We start from the raw sequence: 17,384 nt of genomic DNA, 5'->3' as shown, positions 1-17,384 counted from the left end.
GGGCGGGTTACGCGCGGCGTCAAAAATCCGGGGGCAGCATCCGGGCCAGGGAGCGGACCGCCCGGTACTGCAGGGCCTTGATGGCGCCGGTCTTCTTGCCCATGATCAGCGCCGTCTCGGCCACCGACAGGCCGTGCAGGAAGCGCAGCACCAGGCACTCTTGCTGTTCGGAGTTCAGCCGGCGGATCGCCTCCAGCAGCGCCCGGTGGGTCATCGCCTCCAGCACCCGCCGTTCGGGGTCCTCCACCTCGCAGCCGGGCGCGGCCGGCTCCGGTTCCAGCAGCTCGGCGGTGCAGACCTCCAGCCGAAACCGGCCGGATTTGAAGTGGTCGGCCACCAGGTTGCGGGCGATGGTGACCAGCCAGGCGCCGAAGTCCTTGCCCTGCCAGCTGAAGTCGCCGATCCGCCGCAGCGCCCGCAGGAAGGTGTCGCTGGTCAGGTCCTCGGCGAGCGGGTGCGACCCCACCCGGTAGTAGACGTAGCGGTAGACCAGCTCCACATAGCGGTCATAGAGAGCGCCGAACGCTTCGGCCTCGCCTTCGCGGGCCCGCAGCACCAGGGCCTTGATCTCGTCCCCGCTCGCCGCGGGGGAGCGGCCGGCGGCCGGTTGCCGCAGCGCGCCGCCGGGCCGGGATCGCCAGGAGATCGCTGGGGAGTGGACGTCGAGGGTCAGGCTGCCCATGCGTTCTCCTCGGGCTGATGGGGCCTCCGGCGGGAATGGACACTCTAGATACCCGTGGGTAGACAGGCAACGCCGGTGTCTGGACGTGCTCGTGGGCCCGGGAAGACCCGTCCCGGCGGGGCCTTGGGAAGTGTCCGGGTGGTCACTGTCTTTCGCCCCTCGGTACGCGTCACTCCTTTCGATCAGGCACCATAGGGCGCGAGATGCTTCAAGGTATCCCGGCGCTGCTGGCGACCCTTGGTGCCTTGGCGGCCACCGGGTTGCTCATCCAAAGCGCCAGACGAGAACGGCTGCCATATCTGATCGCCTGGTGCCTGGCGCTGGGCGGCGTCTCCGTCGCGCTGATCGGGATGACGCTGGGATTCCTGCTGGGTTTCCGCGGCCTGTTGTTCCGGCTGATGGAAGTCGGCGGCGCGCTGCTGGCCCCGGTCTGGCTGGCCCTGGGAATGGCGGTGCTGATCACCCGGGTGATGCAGCTGCGCTTCGCCTCCTGGCTGCTGGGCATCTCCTACACGGTCGTGGCCGTGGTGATCTTGCTGTTGGACCCGCTCAAGGGGTCCTTCACCAGGTCGCTGCCCAATCCCGGCCGGCACTACGACACGCTGCCGCTGGTGTTGATCGACCTGGCGCACGGGGTCGCGGTGCTGTCGCTGGTGGCCTGCCTGGCGATGCTGGCGCTGCGGGCCGCCAAGCAGGACGGCGAGGCCTACGCCCTGCTGATGCCGGTGGCGCTGGTGGCGCTGGCCGAGGTCCTGGTGATCTGCGGCACCCGCGGCTTTCTGCCCGGCTTTCTGGCCGCCCTGGCGCTGGCCGGCGCCGCCGGGCTGGTCTGGTACGGCGTGGGCCGTCTGCCGTCGCCCGCCGAGCAGGGCGGGGACGGCTACGACGAGTACGGCGACGGCTATGGCGATCATGAGCACGCCGAGCCCGGCTATGAGATGCACACCGGCTACGACGATCATGACGCCGGCCAGGAGTACCAGGGCGGCTACGACGATCAGCACTACGACGATCAGCATTACGGCGAGCAGCCCTACGACGAGCAGGCCTATGCGGCGGCCCCCGTGGACCCGGCCGCTACCCAGGTCCAGCCTCCCGGCGGCCATCCGCCCGTGCCGCCGCAGCCGTCCGGCGGGCGGGTGCCCACCGGCGAGCGGCCGTTGCCGGGCGAGCCGCCGGTGCCGCCGCCGGCCTCTCCGCTGTGCGGGCGGATCACCGTCTACACCCTGGCCGACGGGGCGGGCGAGGCGTTCGACCGGCTGGCCGCCGAGGCGATCCGCGCCGCCCGCCGGCAGGAGCCCGACACCTTGGTCTTCGCCTGTCACGAGGTGACCGGCGCTCCCTCCCAGCGCATCGTCTACCAGCTCTTCCGCGACCAGACCGCCTTCGCCGACCACCAGCGGCTGCCGCATGTGCAGCGCTTTTTGGCCGAGTCCCGGCCGTATGTGACGGCCACCAACGTGATCGAACTCAATCTGACCGCGGCCAAGATCGTGCCGCTGTCCTCGCTGACCGCTCAGGACCGCTCATGACCGCTCCGGTGACCATCACGCTGCTCGGCAAGCCGGGCTGCCATCTGTGCGATGAGGCCCGGGAAGTGATCGTCCGGGTGGCCGAGGAGATGGGGGCGGACTGGGAGGAGCATGACATCACCCAGTCGCCGGAGCTGCTGCGCCGCTACTGGGAGCAGATCCCCGTCACGCTGGTCAACGGTGTCCAGCACGATTTTTGGCGAGTGGATGAGGCTCGCCTGCGCGAGGCCGTCGCCAAAGCCCGCCACGGCTGACGAACGAATAGAACTCGAAAAAGCGGGCATGTCGCTTATTGGCGGATCGCCAGTAAACTGCTGGAAACGTGGCTGTGTTCCGTGGGTCACAGCCAAGGTGGTGCGATCGGGTGCCCCCGGCGCTGCCCGGCTCCGGCTGCACCCCTTCTGACCTGCGGAAACGTCAGCCGGCCAGGATTGCCGAGCAGGGTGGTCGATCGGGCATGGGCTTTGTGCGCATGTTCACAAGGGTTAATCTGGGTGACGGCCCAAGGCGGCCGGGCCGCAGTCACCCGCCCGGCCGTCGGCAGATCGGGCCTGGTCAGACTCAACCCTGGCGTCAAGCCCAAAAGAGCAGGCCGTGACACGTCGACACAACCGCACCCGCGCCGATCGCGGGATTCCCGAAGCCACGGTGGCGCGGCTGCCGGTTTACCTGCGCGTGCTGCACAGCCTGCAGGAACGGGGAGTGGCCACCGTCTCCTCCGAGGAACTGGCCGCCGCGGCCGGGGTCAACTCCGCCAAGCTCCGCAAGGACCTGTCGCACCTGGGCTCCTATGGCACCCGGGGCGTCGGGTACGAGGTGGACTACCTCGTCTACCAGATCTCCCGTGAGCTGGGCCTCACCCAGGACTGGGTGGTGGCCATCATCGGGGTGGGTAACCTGGGCCGGGCGCTGGCCGGTTACGGCGGGTTCGCCTCCCGCGGTTTCCGGGTGGCCGCCCTGTTCGACTCCTCCCCCTCCGTGGTGGGCGAGCGCATCAGCGGGCTGACCGTCCGGCACATCGACGAACTGGAAAGCGTGATCGCCGAGCAGGGGGTGTCCATCGCGGTGATCGCCACCCCCGCGGCGGCCGCCCAGAGCATGTGCGATCGCGTGGTGGCGGCGGGCGTGACGAGCGTGCTCAACTTCGCCCCGGTCGTGCTGTCGGTGCCGGAAGGCGTGGACGTGCGCAAGGTCGACCTGTCCATCGAGCTGCAGATCCTGGCCTTCCACGAGCAGCGCAAGGCCGGCGGCCCGGGCGATGCCGAGCCGGCCGAGACGGCGGAAGAGGACTGGACGGGAGAGATGGCCGATCGCCTGAAGACCGATCCGGACGCAAGTGCGGATGCGCATGGTGATCGGCAGGAGGGGGAAAAGCCCTCCGGCACTTCGCAGTACATAGAGGCGGTTGAGGCATGACCATCCTGGTGGTCGGGCTCAGCCACCGGAGTGCGCCGGTGGCCATGCTCGAACGCGCGGCGGCGGCCGGCGATGAACTGACCAAGCTGTTGCACGAGGTGCACGAGTCGGCGCACGTGGCCGAGGCGCTGATCGTCTCGACCTGCAACCGCGTCGAGGTCTACGCCGTGGTCGACAAGTTCCACGGCGGCGTCTCCGACATCTCCGAACGCCTGGCCCGGCACGCCGCGCTGCCGCTGGAGGAGCTGAGCCGGCACCTGTACGTCCACTACGAGGACCGTGCCGTGCAGCACGTGTTCTCCGTGGCCTGCGGGCTGGAGTCGATGGTCATCGGCGAAAGCCAGATCCTCGGCCAGATCCGCGAGGCGTTCAAACTGGCCAAGGCCGAGGGCACGGTCGGCCGCGACCTGCATGAGCTGATCCAGCACGCGCTGCGGGTCGGCAAGCGGGCGCACTCGGAGACCGGCGTGGACAAGGCCGGGGCGTCCCTGGTCAGCGTGGGCCTCCGCGTCGCCGAGAACTACCTGGGCGAGCTGGCCGGACGGCGCGCCCTGGTGGTGGGCGCCGGGTCGATGAGCGGGTTGGCGGTGGCCACCCTCTCCCGCGGCGGGGTCGGCGAGCTCATCGTCGCCAACCGCACCCACGAGCGGGCCCAGCGGCTGGCCGCCTCCGCCGAGGTGCCCGCCCGCGCCATCCGCATGGAGGAGCTGCCCGGCGCGCTGGGCGAGGCCGAGCTGGTGGTCTCCTGCACCGGCGCCACCGGGCTGGTGATCACCGCCGACCAGGTCCCGCCGGCGCCGCACCGGCGCTTCTTCCTGGACCTGGCGCTGCCGCACGATGTGGACCCGGCCGTGCGCGACCTGCCCGGAGTGGCGCTGGCCGGGCTGGACGACCTGCGCACCGCCGAGGAGGCCGCCAGCGCGGTCGGCCCCAAGGCGGTGGAGGCGGTGCGCCGGATCGTGGCCGATGAGGTGACCGCCTTCCTCAGCGCCGCCCGCGCGGCGGCGGTGGCCCCCACCGTGGTGGCGCTGCGCAGCAAGGCGGCCAAGGTGGTGGAGGCCGAACTGGCCCGCCTGTCGGGCCGGCTGCCCTCGCTCAGCGAACGGGACCGCGCCGAGATCGCCCAGACCGTGCGGCGGGTGGTCGACAAGCTGCTGCACGCCCCGACCGTCCGGGTCAAGGAGCTGGCGGCGGCGCCCGGCGGCGACACCTACGCGGCCGCGCTGCGCGAGCTGTTCGACCTGGACCCCAAGGCGCCCGAGGCCGTGGCGCGCCCCGACATCGAAGGACCCGCATCATGACCGCACTGCGCCTGGGCACCCGCAAGAGCCTGATGGCCACCACCCAGTCCCGGCGGGTGGGCGACGAGCTGACCCGGCTCACCGGGCATGCGGTGGAACTGGTCGGGGTAACGACCGAAGGTGACATCTCCAGGGCGCATCTGGCGCAGATGGGCGGCACCGGCGTGTTCGTCAGCGCCCTGCGGGACAAGCTCATCTCCGGCGAGGTGGACTTCGCGGTGCACTCGCTGAAGGACCTGCCCACCGCGCCCGCCGAGGGCATCACGCTGGCGGCGGTCTACCGGCGCGACGACCCCCGCGACGCCCTGTGCGGCCCGCTGAAGCTGGCCGACCTGCCGCGCGGCGCCCGCGTCGGCACCGGCTCGCCGCGCCGCGTGGCCCAGCTGCGGGCGCTGCGCGGCGACCTGGAGATCGTCCCCATCCGGGGCAACGCCGACACCCGGCTGCGCAAGGTGGCCGATGGGGAGCTGGACGCGGTGGTACTGGCATATGCGGGCCTGGGCCGGATCGGCCGGCGGGACGCGGTCGTGGAGGTCTTCGACCCGGCCGACATGCTGCCCGCCCCCGGCCAGGGCGCGCTGGCGCTGGAGTGCCGCAGCGACCGCCTCGATCTGATCGAGCTTTTGGCGACGGTCGACCACGCGCCCACCCGGGCCGCGGTGACCGCCGAGCGCACCGTGCTGGCGGTGCTGGAAGCGGGCTGCTCGGCCCCGGTCGGCGCCTACGCCACCGTCGAAGACAGCGCAGAGGAAGAACAACCGAGCCTGCACCTGAGTGCGTGCGTCGCCGGCATCGACGGCGCCCGTCAGGTACGGCTTTCCGGCAGCGGCCACCCGGAGCGGGCCGAGGAGATCGGGCGCGAGCTGGCCGCCCGGCTGCTCGCCCAGGGGGCCGACCAGTTGATGGGGGAGCGTCACATTGAACCCCGCTAACAGGAACACCGAGGGCAACGCACCGGCCGAGGTCTCGTTCGTGGGAATGGGACCGGGCGACCCGGGACTGCTGACCTTGCGGGCCGTCGACAAACTCCGCCAGGCCGACACGGTGGTGGTGGACCGGGCGATCTGCCCCGCCGAGGTGCTGGCGCACTGCCGTCCGGACGCCGAGATCCTCGACGTCGCCGACGGCGACCCGGTCAGGCTGGTCGGCGAGGCCGCCAAGGCCGGACGCACCGTGGTGCGGCTGCTGCGCGGCGACCCGGTGCTGGGCGGCTCGCTGGCCGAGGAGGCCGCGATGTGCGCCAAGGACGGGATCCCGTTCGAGATCGTCTCCGGGGTCTCGTCCGTCACCGGCGTGCCGGGGTATGCCGGCATCCCGCTGACCGACTCGCGCACCCGCGAGGTCCGCGTGATCGACGCCTCCCGCGGCGGGGTCGACTGGGAGGAGTTCTCCTCCCCGGACGCCACGCTGGTGATCCTGGGCGCCGAGGGCATGGTGGCGGAGGTGGCCAAGGGCCTGATGGCCGCCGGCCGCCCGGAGTCCACCCCGGCCGCCATGACCAGCATGGGCACCACCACCGAGCAGGAGACCGTGGTCACCACGCTGCAGCGCCTGGTGCCCGACACCAAGGGCATGGAGTCCCCGGCGATGATCATCGTAGGGGACGTGGTGGGCTGGCGGGAGCGACTTTCGTGGTTTGAGACCAAGCCGCTGTTCGGCTGGCGGGTGCTGGTGCCGCGCACCAAGGAGCAGGCCGCCTCCCTGTCGGAGCGGCTGCGCTCTTATGGAGCGGTCCCCGAAGAGGTGCCGACCATCTCGGTGGAGCCGCCGCGCACCCCCCAGCAGATGGACCGGGCCGTCAAGGGCCTGGTCACCGGCCGCTACGAGTGGGTGGTGTTCACCTCCACCAACGCGGTGCGGGCGATCAAGGAGAAGTTCGACGACTACGGCCTGGACGCCCGCGCCTTCGCCGGGCTGAAGGTCGCCGCGGTCGGCGAGCAGACCGCCAAGGCGCTGATGGAGTTCGGGGTCACCCCCGACCTGGTGCCCACCGGCCAGCAGTCCGGAGAGGGCCTGGTGGAGGTCTGGCCGCCGTACGACAAGGACCTGGACCCGATCAACCGGGTGCTGCTGCCGCGCGCCGACATCGCCACCGACACCCTCATCGCCGGGCTGACCGAGCTGGGCTGGGAGTGCGACGACGTCACCGCCTACCGGACGGTGCGGGCCGCGCCGCCGCCGGCGCCGATCCGCGAGGCCATCAAGGGCGGCGGGTTCGACGCGGTGCTGTTCACCTCCTCCTCCACCGTCCGCAACCTGATCGGCATCGCCGGCAAGCCGCACAACGTCACGGTGATCGCGGTGATCGGCCCGCAGACCGCCAAGACCGCCCAGGAGTACGGGCTGCGGGTGGACGTCATGGCGGCCAAGCCCTCGGCCCTGGAGCTGGCCGACGCACTGGCCGAGTACGGTGCCAAGCGCAGGGCCGCCCAGATCGAGGCGGGCGAGCCGCTGCGCAAGCCGAGCCAGATGCGCCGCGGCGCCCGCCGGCGCCGCTGACGGCGCGTTCCCTGCCACGTGCGAGGTGAAGAGCATGACCGCCCGTTTCCCCGTCGCCCGGCCGCGGCGGCTGCGGCGCAGCGCGGCGCTGCGCCGCCTGGTGGCCGAGACCAGGCTGGACCCGGCCGGCCTGATCCTGCCGATGTTCGTCAAGGAGGGCATCGCCGAGCCGCAGCCGGTGCCGTCGATGCCCGGGGTCGTCCAGCACACCCTGGACTCGCTGCGCAAGGCCGCCCACGAGGCGGTGGAGGCCGGGGTCGGCGGGATCGTGCTGTTCGGCGTCCCGGCGCATAAGGACGGCACCGGGTCGGCGGCCGACGACCCCGACGGCATCGTCCAGCGGGCGCTGCGCGAGCTGTCCCGCGACCTGGGCGAGGACACCGTGCTGATGGCCGACCTGTGCCTGGATGAGTACACCGACCACGGCCACTGCGGCATTCTCACCCCCTCCGGCGAGGTGGACAACGACGCGACGCTGGAGCGCTATGCCTCCATCGCCGTGGCGCAGGCCGCCGCGGGCGCGCACGTGGTGGCGCCCAGCGGGATGATGGACGGCCAGGTGGGCGCCATCCGCGCCGCGCTGGATGGGGCCGGGTACCACCAGGTGGCGATCATGGCGTACTCGGCCAAGTACGCCTCCGCCTACTACGGCCCGTTCCGGGACGCCGCCGAGTGCGCGCCGCGCTTTGGGGACCGCTCGGCCTACCAGCAGGACCCGGCCAACGCCGCCGAGTCGCTGCGGGAGGTCATGCTGGACCTTGAGGAGGGCGCCGACATGGTGATGGTCAAGCCCGCCGGCCCCTACCTGGACATCGTCCGCCGGGTGCGCGACGCCGTCACCGTGCCGGTCGCCGCCTACCAGGTCAGCGGCGAGTACGCGATGATCGAGGCGGCCGCCGAGCGCGGCTGGGTGGACCGCGAGCGCGTGATCATCGAGTCGCTGATCGGCATCCGCCGGGCGGGCGCGGATCTGATCCTCACCTACTGGGCGGCCGAGGTGGCCCGCCGGCTCACCTCCCGCTGACCCGAGGAGCGGCCCCGGTTTTCCCTCATGTCACACATGTCACATAGGGATCATGTCTTCCTAGTCAATTGGGATCGTTTCCGGGGGTTGGTGCTCGTCCGGAAAATGGCGCCCGTCATTATCGGGTAACGGAGGACGAAGGCACCGGCGCACGCGTCGGCATTCGCGGGTCGCCTCGGCCGAGGCCATCCGGCGGCCCGCTGGACTGGGGGGAGCCATGATGCTGACGGTTTCGGCGGCCAGGCGGCAGCGGGCGCGGGGCCGCCTTCGGGCCGCGGCCAAGGAGTACGCCGCCCTGGGATGGCCCTGCGTACCCGGGGCGCGTCCGCTGTTCGACGGCGACCGCGCCTGTTCCTGCGACCGGGTGGGCTGTCCCGCCCCGGGGGCGCATCCGGTCTCGGCGGCCTGGGCCATCCAGGCCACCACCGACCTGGAGACGATCAAACGCTGGTGGGACGACGACCGGCAGCCCAACATCATCCTGCCCACCGGGCGGGTCTTCGACGTCTTCGACGTCCCGGCGGCGGCCGGGCGCATGGCGCTGGAGCGGATCGGCCGGCGCTACTCCGGCCCCGGCCCCACCAGCCCGGTCGGCCCGGTGGCCGCACTCGGCTCCGAACGCCACCTGTTCTTCGTCGCCACCCGGGGCGCCCCCGAGGACGAGGACGAGTGGTGGTCGTGCCACCTGGACTGCTCCCCGGAGACCATCGACGACTCCCCGGGGCTGCGCTGGCACTGCCGGGAGAGCTACGTGGTGGCGCCCCCCTCCATCCTCCCCGGCGGCGAGGTCACCTGGGTGCGCCCGCCGGACGGGGCGCTGCTGCCCGACCCGGTGCGGGTGCTGGAGATCCTCTCCGACTGCTGCGAGGCGGTCTGCTGAGAGCCCGCTGAAGGCGGGTGCGCCTTCAGCGGGGGGCGGTGATCGAGACCGGCTGCCCCCACCTGGCGTAGGCGGTGCGCAACGTGACGGCCTTGTCGCCCGAGCCGACGGTGACATGGAGCCGGTGGGGCAGCCCGGAGGAGTCCAGGGCGAGCGCGAACACCGCCCGCTTCGCCCCGGTGGCGCGGGTCAGGTCGTTGTAGAGCGGCTCGTCCACCAGCGCGGCCATCGGGACCACGCCCCGGTAGGTGCGTCCGACCTGGCGCAGCGAGGTGCTGCCCTGCACCAGCTTGGCGACGTTCGCCACGGACGTGCCCCCGCGCACCCCGGCCGCCAGCGGCGCATACCCCTGGGTCTGCGCGCCCGCCGAGGGGACCGGCTGCCAGGACGCGCCCGTGCGCACGTAGGCGGTGTCGTCGATCAAGATGGTGCGGGCCGTGCGGCGGGTCTGCGGGTCGCTGCTGGACACCAGCATCGAGTAGGCGGGCTCCCCCCCGCTCACCAGCCGGAACCGGCCCTTGGCGGTGACGGCCGCCCCGCAGCAGCCCGAGCGGCGGAAGGAGAAGGACGCGCTGGGATGGCGCGCCGCCGTCCGCTCGATCCGCGCGGCCAGCGCCGCGCCCGGCCCCGGGGTGGGCGACAGGTCCGGCCGGGGGCCTTCGGCGGCGGCCGTCGGCAGCAGCACGTCCTGCCCGCCGGGCCGGTCCTGCCCGCCGCTCAGGACGTGCACCGCGCCCCCGGCCAGCGCGATCGCCGCCACCGCCCCGGCGGCGCCCACCAGCAGCCGCCGGCTCCGCAGGCCGGCGGCGGGGGCCGCGGAACGGGCGGTGCCGGCCGGTTCGGGCCGGGCGGGCGGCGGGGCCGACAGCGTCGCGGTGACCATGTCCGTCAGCCGCCCGGCGCCCTGGGCCTCCCAGGACGGCCCGTAGGCGGAGACGGCGGCCTCCTCCAGCATGGCCAAAAAGTCCTCGGCCGAGCCGGGACGGTCACCGGGGTCCTTGGCCAGGCCCGCCAGGATCAGGCCGCGCAGCGGGCCGGGCACCGCGTCGGCCGGGATCGGCGCCTCCCGGTGCGCCTTGGCCAGCGCGGCGAGCGCCTTGCCGCCGTTTCCCGCCGCATCGAACGGGCGGCGTCCGGTCAGGCACTCGTAGAACACCACGGTCGCCGCATACAGGTCGGAGGCGGGGGAGGCGGGGGCGCCGTCCCACAGCTCGGGCGCGGCGTAGGCGGGCGTGCCGGGCGGCTCGTCCCCGAAGGCGCGCGGCGGGACGATCCCGAAGTCGGTGACCAGGATCTCGCCGGTGGGCTCGACCAGCACATTGCCGGGCTTGAAGTCCTGGTGGACCACCTCGGCCTGGTGCGCGGCGCCCAGCGCGGCCAGCGAGCCGCCGAAGACCGCCAGCGCGGCCAGCGGACCGGTGGGGCCCTGGACGTCCAGCATCCGCCGCAGGCTGATCCCACGGGCCAGCTGCATCACCACCGCGCCCGCGCCGCCGGGCCCCTCCACCAGGTCGTACAGGTCGGCGATGGCCTCGTCTTCGACCTGGGTCATGCGCCGGGCCACCGCCCGGTACCGCTGCATCCAGGACGCGTCCGACCACAGCCGCTCGTCCAGGTACTTGATGGCGACCTCGGTGCGGGTGACGTCGTCGACGGCCAGCATCACCCGCCCGGAGGCGCCGCGCCCCAGCTCTTTCACGTGTGTGAAGCCGGGGACCGTCCAGCCGTCCACCACTTCTTTTCGCTTCCCTCCGGTTCGTGCGGCCCGGCAGACGATCAGCAAGCCTCGGCCACCGGCCCGGGCACCGACCCTTGTCGACGGCGAACCCCGCACTGATTTAGATGGGTGGATATCGGCCATTGACGGCCCGGGTCAAGTGTCTTCATCGGATTGCGACTGAGAGACTGGTCGGATGACTGGCATCGATCACTCCCAACGGCTGTTCGAGCGGGCGAACGCGGTGGTGCCGGGCGGGGTCAACTCGCCGGTGCGCGCCTTCCGGGCGGTGGGCGGCACCCCCCGGTTCATCGCCTCCGCGCGCGGCCCGTACCTCATCGACGCCGACGGCAACGAATATGTGGACCTGATCTGCTCGTGGGGGCCGCTGATCCTCGGCCACGCCCACCCGGCGGTGGTGGAGGCCGTCACCCGGGCCGCCGAGCGCGGCACCTCCTACGGCGCCCCCACCCCCGGCGAGGTGGAGCTGGCCGAGGAGATCGTGGCGCGCACCCCGGTGGAGATGGTGCGGCTGGTCAACTCCGGCACCGAGGCCACCATGTCGGCGATCCGGCTGGCGCGCGGCTTCACCGGCCGCAGCAAGGTGGTCAAGTTCGCCGGCTGCTACCACGGGCACGTGGACTCCCTGCTGGCCGCCGCCGGCTCGGGGGTGGCCACGCTGGCGCTGCCGGACACCCCGGGCGTCACCGGCGCCACCACCGCCGACACCATCGTGCTGCCCTACAACGACGCGGCCGCGGTGGAGGAGGCCTTCGGCCGGCACGGCCACGAGATCGCCTGCGTGATCACCGAGGCGTGCCCGGCCAACATGGGCGTGGTCCCGCCGCTGGAGGACTTCAACCGGCTGCTGAAGGCGCTGTGCGAGCGGCACGGCGCCCTGCTCATCATGGACGAGGTGCTGACCGGCTTCCGCGCCTCCCGCACCGGCTGGTACGGCCTGGAGGGCGTGGCGGGCGACCTGATGACCTTCGGCAAGGTCATGGGCGGCGGGCTGCCGGCCGCCGCGTTCGGCGGGCGCGCCGACGTCATGGCGCACCTGGCCCCGGCCGGTCCCGTCTACCAGGCCGGCACCCTGTCGGGGAACCCGCTGGCCACCGCCGCCGGGCTGGCCACGCTGCGCAACGCCACCGAGGAGGTCTACCAGACCATCGCCCGCGCCGCCTCGGTGGTCTCCCGGGCCGCCAGTGAGGCGCTGGCCAAGGAGGGCGTCCCGCACCGCCTGCAGGTCGCCGGCACGCTGTTTTCGATCTTCTTCACCGATGAGCAGGTCCGCGACTTCGCCGCCGCCCAGCGGCAGAACACCAAGGCCTATGCCGCCTTCTTCCACGCCGCCCTGGACCGCGGGGTCTACCTGCCGCCGTCGGCCTACGAGGCGTGGTTCCTGTCGGCCGCCCACGACGAGGCCGCCTTGGACCGCGTGGTGGAGGCCATGCCGCACGCCGCCCGCGCCGCCGCCGAGGCGCTCGGCTGAGACCGGCCCGCCGTCCTGATCGTTTTAGAAGCCGGTGGAAGTGCGGTTTTTTCAGATTTAGATTTACTTCATGCTCGATCTCGATCGGCTGCGCGCGCTGCACGCGGTGGCCGTCCACGGCTCGGTCAGCGCCGCCGCCGAAGCGCTGCACGTCACCACCTCGGCGGTCTCCCAGCAACTGGCCAAGCTGGAGCGGGAGACCGGGCACAAGCTGCTGGAGCGCAGCGGGCGGGGAGTCCGGCTGACGGACGCGGCGCAGCTGCTGGTCGCGCACGCCGAGAGCATCCTGGCCATGGTCGAAAAGGCCGAGGCCGACCTGGAGGCGCACCGCGGCGCGGTGGTGGGGGAGCTGACGATCGCGGCCTTCCCCACCGCCGTGCGCGGCCTGGTCCCCGCCGCGCTGGCCGCGCTGCGCGCCGACCACCCCGGATTGCGGGTGCTGGTCCGCGAGTACGACCCGTTGGAGAGCCTGCCGCTGGTGGCCCGCGGCGACATCGACCTGGCGATCGTCCAGGACTGGAACAACGAGCCCTTCGCCGTCCCCGACGGCCTGGAGAAGGGAAGCATCTGCGAGGACGTGGCCGATGTGGCGCTGCCGGCCGCCCACCCGCTGGCCGGGCGGGACGTGGTCGGCATCGAGGAGCTGGCCGGGGACTGCTGGATCAGCTCCACCCCCGGCTCGATCTGCTGCGACTGGCTGGTCCGCACGCTGCGCTCGGTGGAGCGCGAGCCGCGCATCGGCCACATGGTCTACGAGTTCGCCAGCCAGCTCGCCCTGGTCGCCGCCGGGCTGGGCAACGCCGTCCTGCCCCGGCTGGGCCGCTGCGACATCCCGCCGGGCGTCAGCGTCGTCGCCCTGCGCCCCACCCTCATCCGCCGCATCTACGCCGTCTGGCGCCAGGAGGCGGCCCGCCGCCCGGCCATCTGCGCCGCCCTGGACGCCCTGCGCGCCTCCGCCCGCTCCCCGCAGCCGGCCGGAAGGGACGAGAAGACGACGGTCGTGGCCGCGCAGCGGCCCTGACGGGGGCCTTCGGGGTGGGGCCGTGGACGGCGGTGGTCGTGCGCGCAGGTAGTCTGGCCTCCGCCATGAGTGAGAAGACGATCGTTCATCTGTTGCGGCACGGCGAGGTGCACAACCCCGAAGGGATCTTGTACGGACGGCTGCCGGGGTACCACCTCAGCGAAGACGGCGTCCTCATGGCACAGGCGGCGGCCAAGTGGTTCGCCGACCGTGACGTCGCCGCCATCTTCTCCTCCCCGCTGGAGCGGGCGCTGGAGACCGCGGCGCCCATCTCCGAGCTCTTCGGCCTGCCGGTGACGGTGGACGAGCGGCTGATCGAGGCCGGCAACCGCTTCGAGGGTCTGACGTTCGGGGTGGGGCAGGGCTCGCTGCGCCGCCCCGCGCACTGGCCGTTCCTGATCAACCCGTTCCGGCCGTCCTGGGGAGAGCCCTACAAGCAGATCGCCGCGCGGATGAAGGCCGCGGTGATCGCCGCCCGGGACGCGGCCCGCGGCCGGGAGGCGGTGTGCGTCAGTCACCAGCTGCCGATCTGGACGCTGCGGCGGTACGCCGAAAAACGGCGGCTGTGGCACCACCCCAAGCACCGCCAGTGCCAGCTGGCCAGCGTGACCAGCCTGACGTTCGAAGGGGTCCGGCTGGTGGGGGTGAGCTATGCCGAGCCCGCCGCCGACCTGGTGCGGCGCCCCACGGTCCCGGGAGCCTGAACCCCCCACTACAGTGATGTACTACGTCGTGTAGTAGGAGTTCCCATGCCCAGAGTCAAGGCCGCCGCCGCGGCCGTCGTGGCCGTCTGCGCGCTGCTGGCCGGATGCGCGGGCACCACCGCCTCCCAGGGCGGACCCGACAGCGGAGACGAGCGCTTCATCGCCGGCGACGGCACCGCCCAGGTCATCGCGCCCGCCGCCCGCAAGACCGTCGCGAACGTCGCGGGCACCACCCTGGACGGCGAGCCGCTGGCCCTGGCCGACCTGCGCGGCAAGGTCGTGGTGATGAACTTCTGGGCGTCCTGGTGCGCGCCCTGCCGGGGCGAGGCCCCCACGCTGCAGAAGCTGTCGCAGGAGCACAAGTCCAAGGGCGTGGAGTTCGTCGGCGTCAACTTCAAGGACGCCAAGGACCAGGCCCTGGCCATGGAACGCAGCTTCGGCATCACCTACCCCAGCCTCTTCGACGGCGACGGCCGGCTCATGCTGGCCTTCCGCGACATCCCGCCCAACGCGGTGCCCAGCACCCTGATCTTCGACCGCCAGGGCCGGGTGGCGGTGCGCGTCATCGGCGCCACCACCTACTCCAAGCTCAACCCGCTGATCAACCGGGTCGTCGCAGAGGGATGAGCTGCGCCAGCGGCCGCGGCAGGGCCGAGACGAGCGACGCCGGAACGCGGGAGGAGCGGGCCGTGCCCCCGCGCGGAGGACGAGCGCTGCCATGACCATGACAGGGATCACCGAAGGGGTCGCCGAGACCGTCGCCGGCGGCTCGCTGCTGCTGGCCATGCCGCTGGCGGCGGCGGCCGGGCTGGTCTCCTTCGCCTCCCCGTGCGTGCTGCCGCTGGTGCCCGGCTACCTGTCCTACGTCACCGGCATGTCCGGGGTGGACCTGCAGCGGCAGCGGCGGGGCCGGCTGGTGGCCGGGGCGGCGCTGTTCGTCGCCGGGTTCACCGTGGTGTTCGTCAGCGCGGGAACCGCCTTCGGCGGGCTGGGCCGCTGGCTGCTGGAGTACGCCGACCCCATCACCCGGGTGCTCGGCGCGCTGACGATCGTGTTCGGGCTGGCGTTCATGGGGCTGATCCCCGGCCTGCAGCGCACCGTCAAGTCCGGGCGGCTGCCGGCCGCCGGGCTGGCCGGGGCGCCGCTGCTGGGCGCGCTGTTCGGGATCGGCTGGACGCCCTGCATCGGCCCCACCCTGGCGGCGGTGCAGGCGCTGTCGTTCAACGAGGCCAGCGCGGGCCGCGGGGCGCTGCTGTCGCTGACCTACTGCCTGGGGCTGGGCGTGCCGTTCGTGGTGACGGCGCTGGCCTACCGGCGGGCGCTGGGCGCCTTCGGCCTCATCAAACGCCGCTACCGCCTGGTGACGCGCCTCGGCGGCGGGATGCTGGTGGCCATCGGGGTGCTGCTGGTGACCGGGCTGTGGGGCGAGCTGACCCTTGAGCTGAAGTCGTGGATCGGCGGCTTCGAGACGGTGATCTGACATGACGCACACGCAGCAGGCCGCCACCGAAGCGCCCGCCGCTCCACAGGACCCCCAGGCGCCGCGCGGCCTGGGACCGGTCGGCTGGCTGCGCTGGAGCTGGCGGCAGCTCACCTCCATGCGCACCGCGCTGATCCTGCTGTTCCTGGTGGCGCTGGGCGCGGTGCCCGGATCGTTCCTGCCCCAGCGGGGCCAGGCCCCCGAACAGGTCGCCCGGTACCTGGAGGAGCACCCGACGCTCGGTCCCTGGCTGGACCGGCTGTCGCTGTTCGACGTGTTCGCCGCCCCCTGGTTCGCGGCCATCTACACCCTGCTGTTCGTGTCACTGGCCGGCTGCGTGATCCCGCGGGCCCGCCAGCACTGGCGGGCGATGCGCTCCCAGCCGCCGGCCGCCCCCCGCAACCTGTCGCGGCTGCCGCAGTCGGCGTCCTTTGAGACCGACCGCGACGCCGAGCAGGTGCTCTCGCAGGCCCGGGCCCTGCTGCGCGGCCGGCGCTTTCGGGTCGCCGACGGGACGGGCTCGGTCGCGGCCGAGAAGGGCTACCTGGGCGAGATCGGCAACCTGGTCTTCCACCTGGCGCTGCTGGTGCTGCTGTTCGCGGTGGCGGCGGGCGCGCTGCTGGGCTACCGCGGCAACATCCTGCTGACCGAGGGCGGCGCCTTCGCCAACACCCTGGCCTACTACGACCAGTTCTCCCCGGGACGGCGCTTCAGCCCCGACCGGCTGGCCCCCTTCTCGATCCGGCTGGAGGACTTCAAGGCCGAGTACGTCCTGGAGGGCGAGCGGCGCGGGCAGCCGCTGGACTACACCGCCAAGATCTACTACCGGGAGGGCTACGACTCCCCCGAGAAGGCCTATGACCTGAAGGTCAACCGGCCGCTGGGAGTCGGCGGCGCCAAGGTCTACCTGCTGGGCCACGGCTATGCGCCCCGCTTCACGGTGCGCGACGGCAAGGGCGACATCGCCTTCCGCGGCGCGGTGCCGTTCCTGCCGATGGAGGAGGGCGCCTTCACCTCCGAAGGCGTCATCAAGGTCCCCGACGCCCGGCCCGAGCAGCTGGCCTTCCAGGCGGTGTTCTGGCCCACCGCCGTGGCCGACACCGACAAGGGCAGGGTGCTGTCGGCCTTCCCCGCCCCGCTGAACCCGACGATCTCGCTGATGGCCTTCAAGGGCGACCTGGGCCTGGACTCCGGCACCCCCCAGTCGGTGTACCGGATCGAGGGCATCGGCAAGACCCTCCAGCCCATCAAGGGCGGCTCGAAGATCCTGCGGCAGGGGGAGACCTTCGAGCTTCCCGGCGGAGCGGGGTCGATCACCTTCGACGGCACGCAGGAGTGGATCAGCCTGGCCGTCAACCACGACCCCGGCCGGCTGCCCGCCCTGATCGCCGCCGTGATCGCCATCGCCGGCGTGGTCGTCTCCTTCACGGTGCGGCGCCGTCGGGTGTGGGTGCGCGCGACCCCTGCCGGGGGCGGGCGTACCGTGGTGGAGATCGGCGGGCTGACCTTGGGCAACCCGACCGCCGAATTCGACGACCTGGTGGCGGCACTGCGCCGTGCCGTCCCGCCGGCCGGCCCCGGGGACGACCCCTCCGGCGCCGGCGCAAGCGACGCAACCGACAAGACCGAGGAGTGA

16 protein-coding genes are annotated in these 17,384 nt (G+C 72.6%); 14 read left to right on the top strand and 2 right to left on the bottom strand.

The window, feature by feature from the left end; translation table 11 throughout:
* Positions 1–19 precede the first annotated feature (19 nt).
* On the bottom strand, positions 20–682 hold the full coding sequence (locus BUE48_RS22155; protein ID WP_012854754.1) for a sigma-70 family RNA polymerase sigma factor: 663 nt from the start codon (positions 680–682) through the stop codon (positions 20–22).
* 203 nt (positions 683–885) lie between these two features.
* Between BUE48_RS22155 and BUE48_RS22150 the strand changes: the two genes are divergently transcribed.
* The 8 genes from BUE48_RS22150 (at position 886) to BUE48_RS22115 (ending at position 9,334) form a co-directional block, all read left to right on the top strand.
* A complete protein-coding gene (locus BUE48_RS22150) occupies positions 886–2,214 on the top strand; it encodes a putative quinol monooxygenase (protein WP_012854753.1) in 1,329 nt (442 codons plus the stop codon).
* Positions 2,211–2,468, top strand: a complete 258-nt coding sequence (locus BUE48_RS22145; RefSeq protein WP_012854752.1) for a glutaredoxin family protein — start codon at positions 2,211–2,213, stop codon at positions 2,466–2,468. Before BUE48_RS22150 ends, BUE48_RS22145 begins: the two co-directional genes overlap by 4 nt.
* A gap of 340 nt (positions 2,469–2,808) precedes the next feature.
* A complete protein-coding gene (locus tag BUE48_RS22140) occupies positions 2,809–3,630 on the top strand; it encodes a redox-sensing transcriptional repressor Rex (protein WP_012854751.1) in 822 nt (273 codons plus the stop codon).
* Positions 3,627–4,931, top strand: coding sequence for a glutamyl-tRNA reductase (locus BUE48_RS22135; protein ID WP_286990897.1), 1,305 nt, complete (start codon positions 3,627–3,629; stop codon positions 4,929–4,931). Before BUE48_RS22140 ends, BUE48_RS22135 begins: the two co-directional genes overlap by 4 nt.
* Complete coding sequence (gene hemC, locus BUE48_RS22130; protein WP_286990896.1) at positions 4,928–5,863, top strand: hydroxymethylbilane synthase; 936 nt, start codon at positions 4,928–4,930, stop codon at positions 5,861–5,863. The genes BUE48_RS22135 and hemC overlap by 4 nt, the downstream gene beginning before the upstream one ends.
* Positions 5,850–7,430, top strand: a complete 1,581-nt coding sequence (locus BUE48_RS22125; protein ID WP_012854748.1) for a bifunctional uroporphyrinogen-III C-methyltransferase/uroporphyrinogen-III synthase — start codon at positions 5,850–5,852, stop codon at positions 7,428–7,430. The genes hemC and BUE48_RS22125 overlap by 14 nt, the downstream gene beginning before the upstream one ends.
* Before the next feature lie 34 nt (positions 7,431–7,464).
* A complete protein-coding gene (hemB, locus tag BUE48_RS22120) occupies positions 7,465–8,454 on the top strand; it encodes a porphobilinogen synthase (RefSeq protein ID WP_286990895.1) in 990 nt (329 codons plus the stop codon).
* Positions 8,455–8,674: 220 nt separating this feature from the next.
* Positions 8,675–9,334 carry a bifunctional DNA primase/polymerase gene (locus tag BUE48_RS22115; protein WP_012854746.1) on the top strand — a complete coding sequence of 220 codons (660 nt, stop codon included), beginning with the start codon at positions 8,675–8,677 and terminating at the stop codon, positions 9,332–9,334.
* Between the two features lie 25 nt (positions 9,335–9,359).
* Here BUE48_RS22115 and BUE48_RS22110 read toward each other — a convergent pair whose 3' ends face one another.
* Positions 9,360–11,033 carry a serine/threonine-protein kinase gene (locus BUE48_RS22110; RefSeq protein ID WP_169313047.1) on the bottom strand — a complete coding sequence of 558 codons (1,674 nt, stop codon included), beginning with the start codon at positions 11,031–11,033 and terminating at the stop codon, positions 9,360–9,362.
* Positions 11,034–11,247: 214 nt separating this feature from the next.
* Between BUE48_RS22110 and hemL the strand changes: the two genes are divergently transcribed.
* The 6 genes from hemL (at position 11,248) to resB (ending at position 17,384) form a co-directional block, all read left to right on the top strand.
* On the top strand, positions 11,248–12,543 hold the full coding sequence (gene hemL / locus BUE48_RS22105; protein WP_012854744.1) for a glutamate-1-semialdehyde 2,1-aminomutase: 1,296 nt from the start codon (positions 11,248–11,250) through the stop codon (positions 12,541–12,543).
* A 70-nt stretch (positions 12,544–12,613) separates the two neighbouring features.
* Positions 12,614–13,564 carry a LysR family transcriptional regulator gene (locus BUE48_RS22100; protein ID WP_286990894.1) on the top strand — a complete coding sequence of 317 codons (951 nt, stop codon included), beginning with the start codon at positions 12,614–12,616 and terminating at the stop codon, positions 13,562–13,564.
* 65 nt (positions 13,565–13,629) lie between these two features.
* On the top strand, positions 13,630–14,268 hold the full coding sequence (locus tag BUE48_RS22095) for a histidine phosphatase family protein (RefSeq protein WP_041440234.1): 639 nt from the start codon (positions 13,630–13,632) through the stop codon (positions 14,266–14,268).
* 45 nt (positions 14,269–14,313) lie between these two features.
* A complete protein-coding gene (locus BUE48_RS22090) occupies positions 14,314–14,895 on the top strand; it encodes a TlpA family protein disulfide reductase (RefSeq protein ID WP_286990892.1) in 582 nt (193 codons plus the stop codon).
* 91 nt (positions 14,896–14,986) lie between these two features.
* A complete protein-coding gene (locus tag BUE48_RS22085; protein WP_012854740.1) occupies positions 14,987–15,748 on the top strand; it encodes a cytochrome c biogenesis CcdA family protein in 762 nt (253 codons plus the stop codon).
* A 1-nt stretch (position 15,749) separates the two neighbouring features.
* The gene (gene resB / locus BUE48_RS22080) at positions 15,750–17,384 is read left to right on the top strand and encodes a cytochrome c biogenesis protein ResB (protein ID WP_286990891.1); all 1,635 of its coding nucleotides are present in this window, start codon (positions 15,750–15,752) and stop codon (positions 17,382–17,384) included.

This window comes from Thermomonospora sp. CIF 1, assembly GCF_001896795.1.
GTDB lineage: Bacteria > Actinomycetota > Actinomycetes > Streptosporangiales > Streptosporangiaceae > Thermomonospora > Thermomonospora curvata.
This window is presented reverse-complemented; position numbering and strand designations above follow the sequence as displayed.

Bases quoted from the DNA above. Each gene is read 5' to 3' on its own strand.
- BUE48_RS22155 (WP_012854754.1), bottom strand. From the start codon at position 682: ATGGGCAGCCTGACCCTCGACGTCCACTCCCCAGCGATCTCCTGGCGA.
- BUE48_RS22150 (WP_012854753.1), top strand. From the start codon at position 886: ATGCTTCAAGGTATCCCGGCGCTGCTGGCGACCCTTGGTGCCTTGGCG.
- BUE48_RS22145 (WP_012854752.1), top strand. From the start codon at position 2,211: ATGACCGCTCCGGTGACCATCACGCTGCTCGGCAAGCCGGGCTGCCAT.
- BUE48_RS22135 (WP_286990897.1), top strand. From the start codon at position 3,627: ATGACCATCCTGGTGGTCGGGCTCAGCCACCGGAGTGCGCCGGTGGCC.
- hemC (WP_286990896.1), top strand. From the start codon at position 4,928: ATGACCGCACTGCGCCTGGGCACCCGCAAGAGCCTGATGGCCACCACC.
- hemB (WP_286990895.1), top strand. From the start codon at position 7,465: ATGACCGCCCGTTTCCCCGTCGCCCGGCCGCGGCGGCTGCGGCGCAGC.
- BUE48_RS22115 (WP_012854746.1), top strand. From the start codon at position 8,675: ATGCTGACGGTTTCGGCGGCCAGGCGGCAGCGGGCGCGGGGCCGCCTT.
- hemL (WP_012854744.1), top strand. From the start codon at position 11,248: ATGACTGGCATCGATCACTCCCAACGGCTGTTCGAGCGGGCGAACGCG.
- BUE48_RS22100 (WP_286990894.1), top strand. From the start codon at position 12,614: ATGCTCGATCTCGATCGGCTGCGCGCGCTGCACGCGGTGGCCGTCCAC.
- BUE48_RS22095 (WP_041440234.1), top strand. From the start codon at position 13,630: ATGAGTGAGAAGACGATCGTTCATCTGTTGCGGCACGGCGAGGTGCAC.
- BUE48_RS22090 (WP_286990892.1), top strand. From the start codon at position 14,314: ATGCCCAGAGTCAAGGCCGCCGCCGCGGCCGTCGTGGCCGTCTGCGCG.
- BUE48_RS22085 (WP_012854740.1), top strand. From the start codon at position 14,987: ATGACCATGACAGGGATCACCGAAGGGGTCGCCGAGACCGTCGCCGGC.
- resB (WP_286990891.1), top strand. From the start codon at position 15,750: ATGACGCACACGCAGCAGGCCGCCACCGAAGCGCCCGCCGCTCCACAG.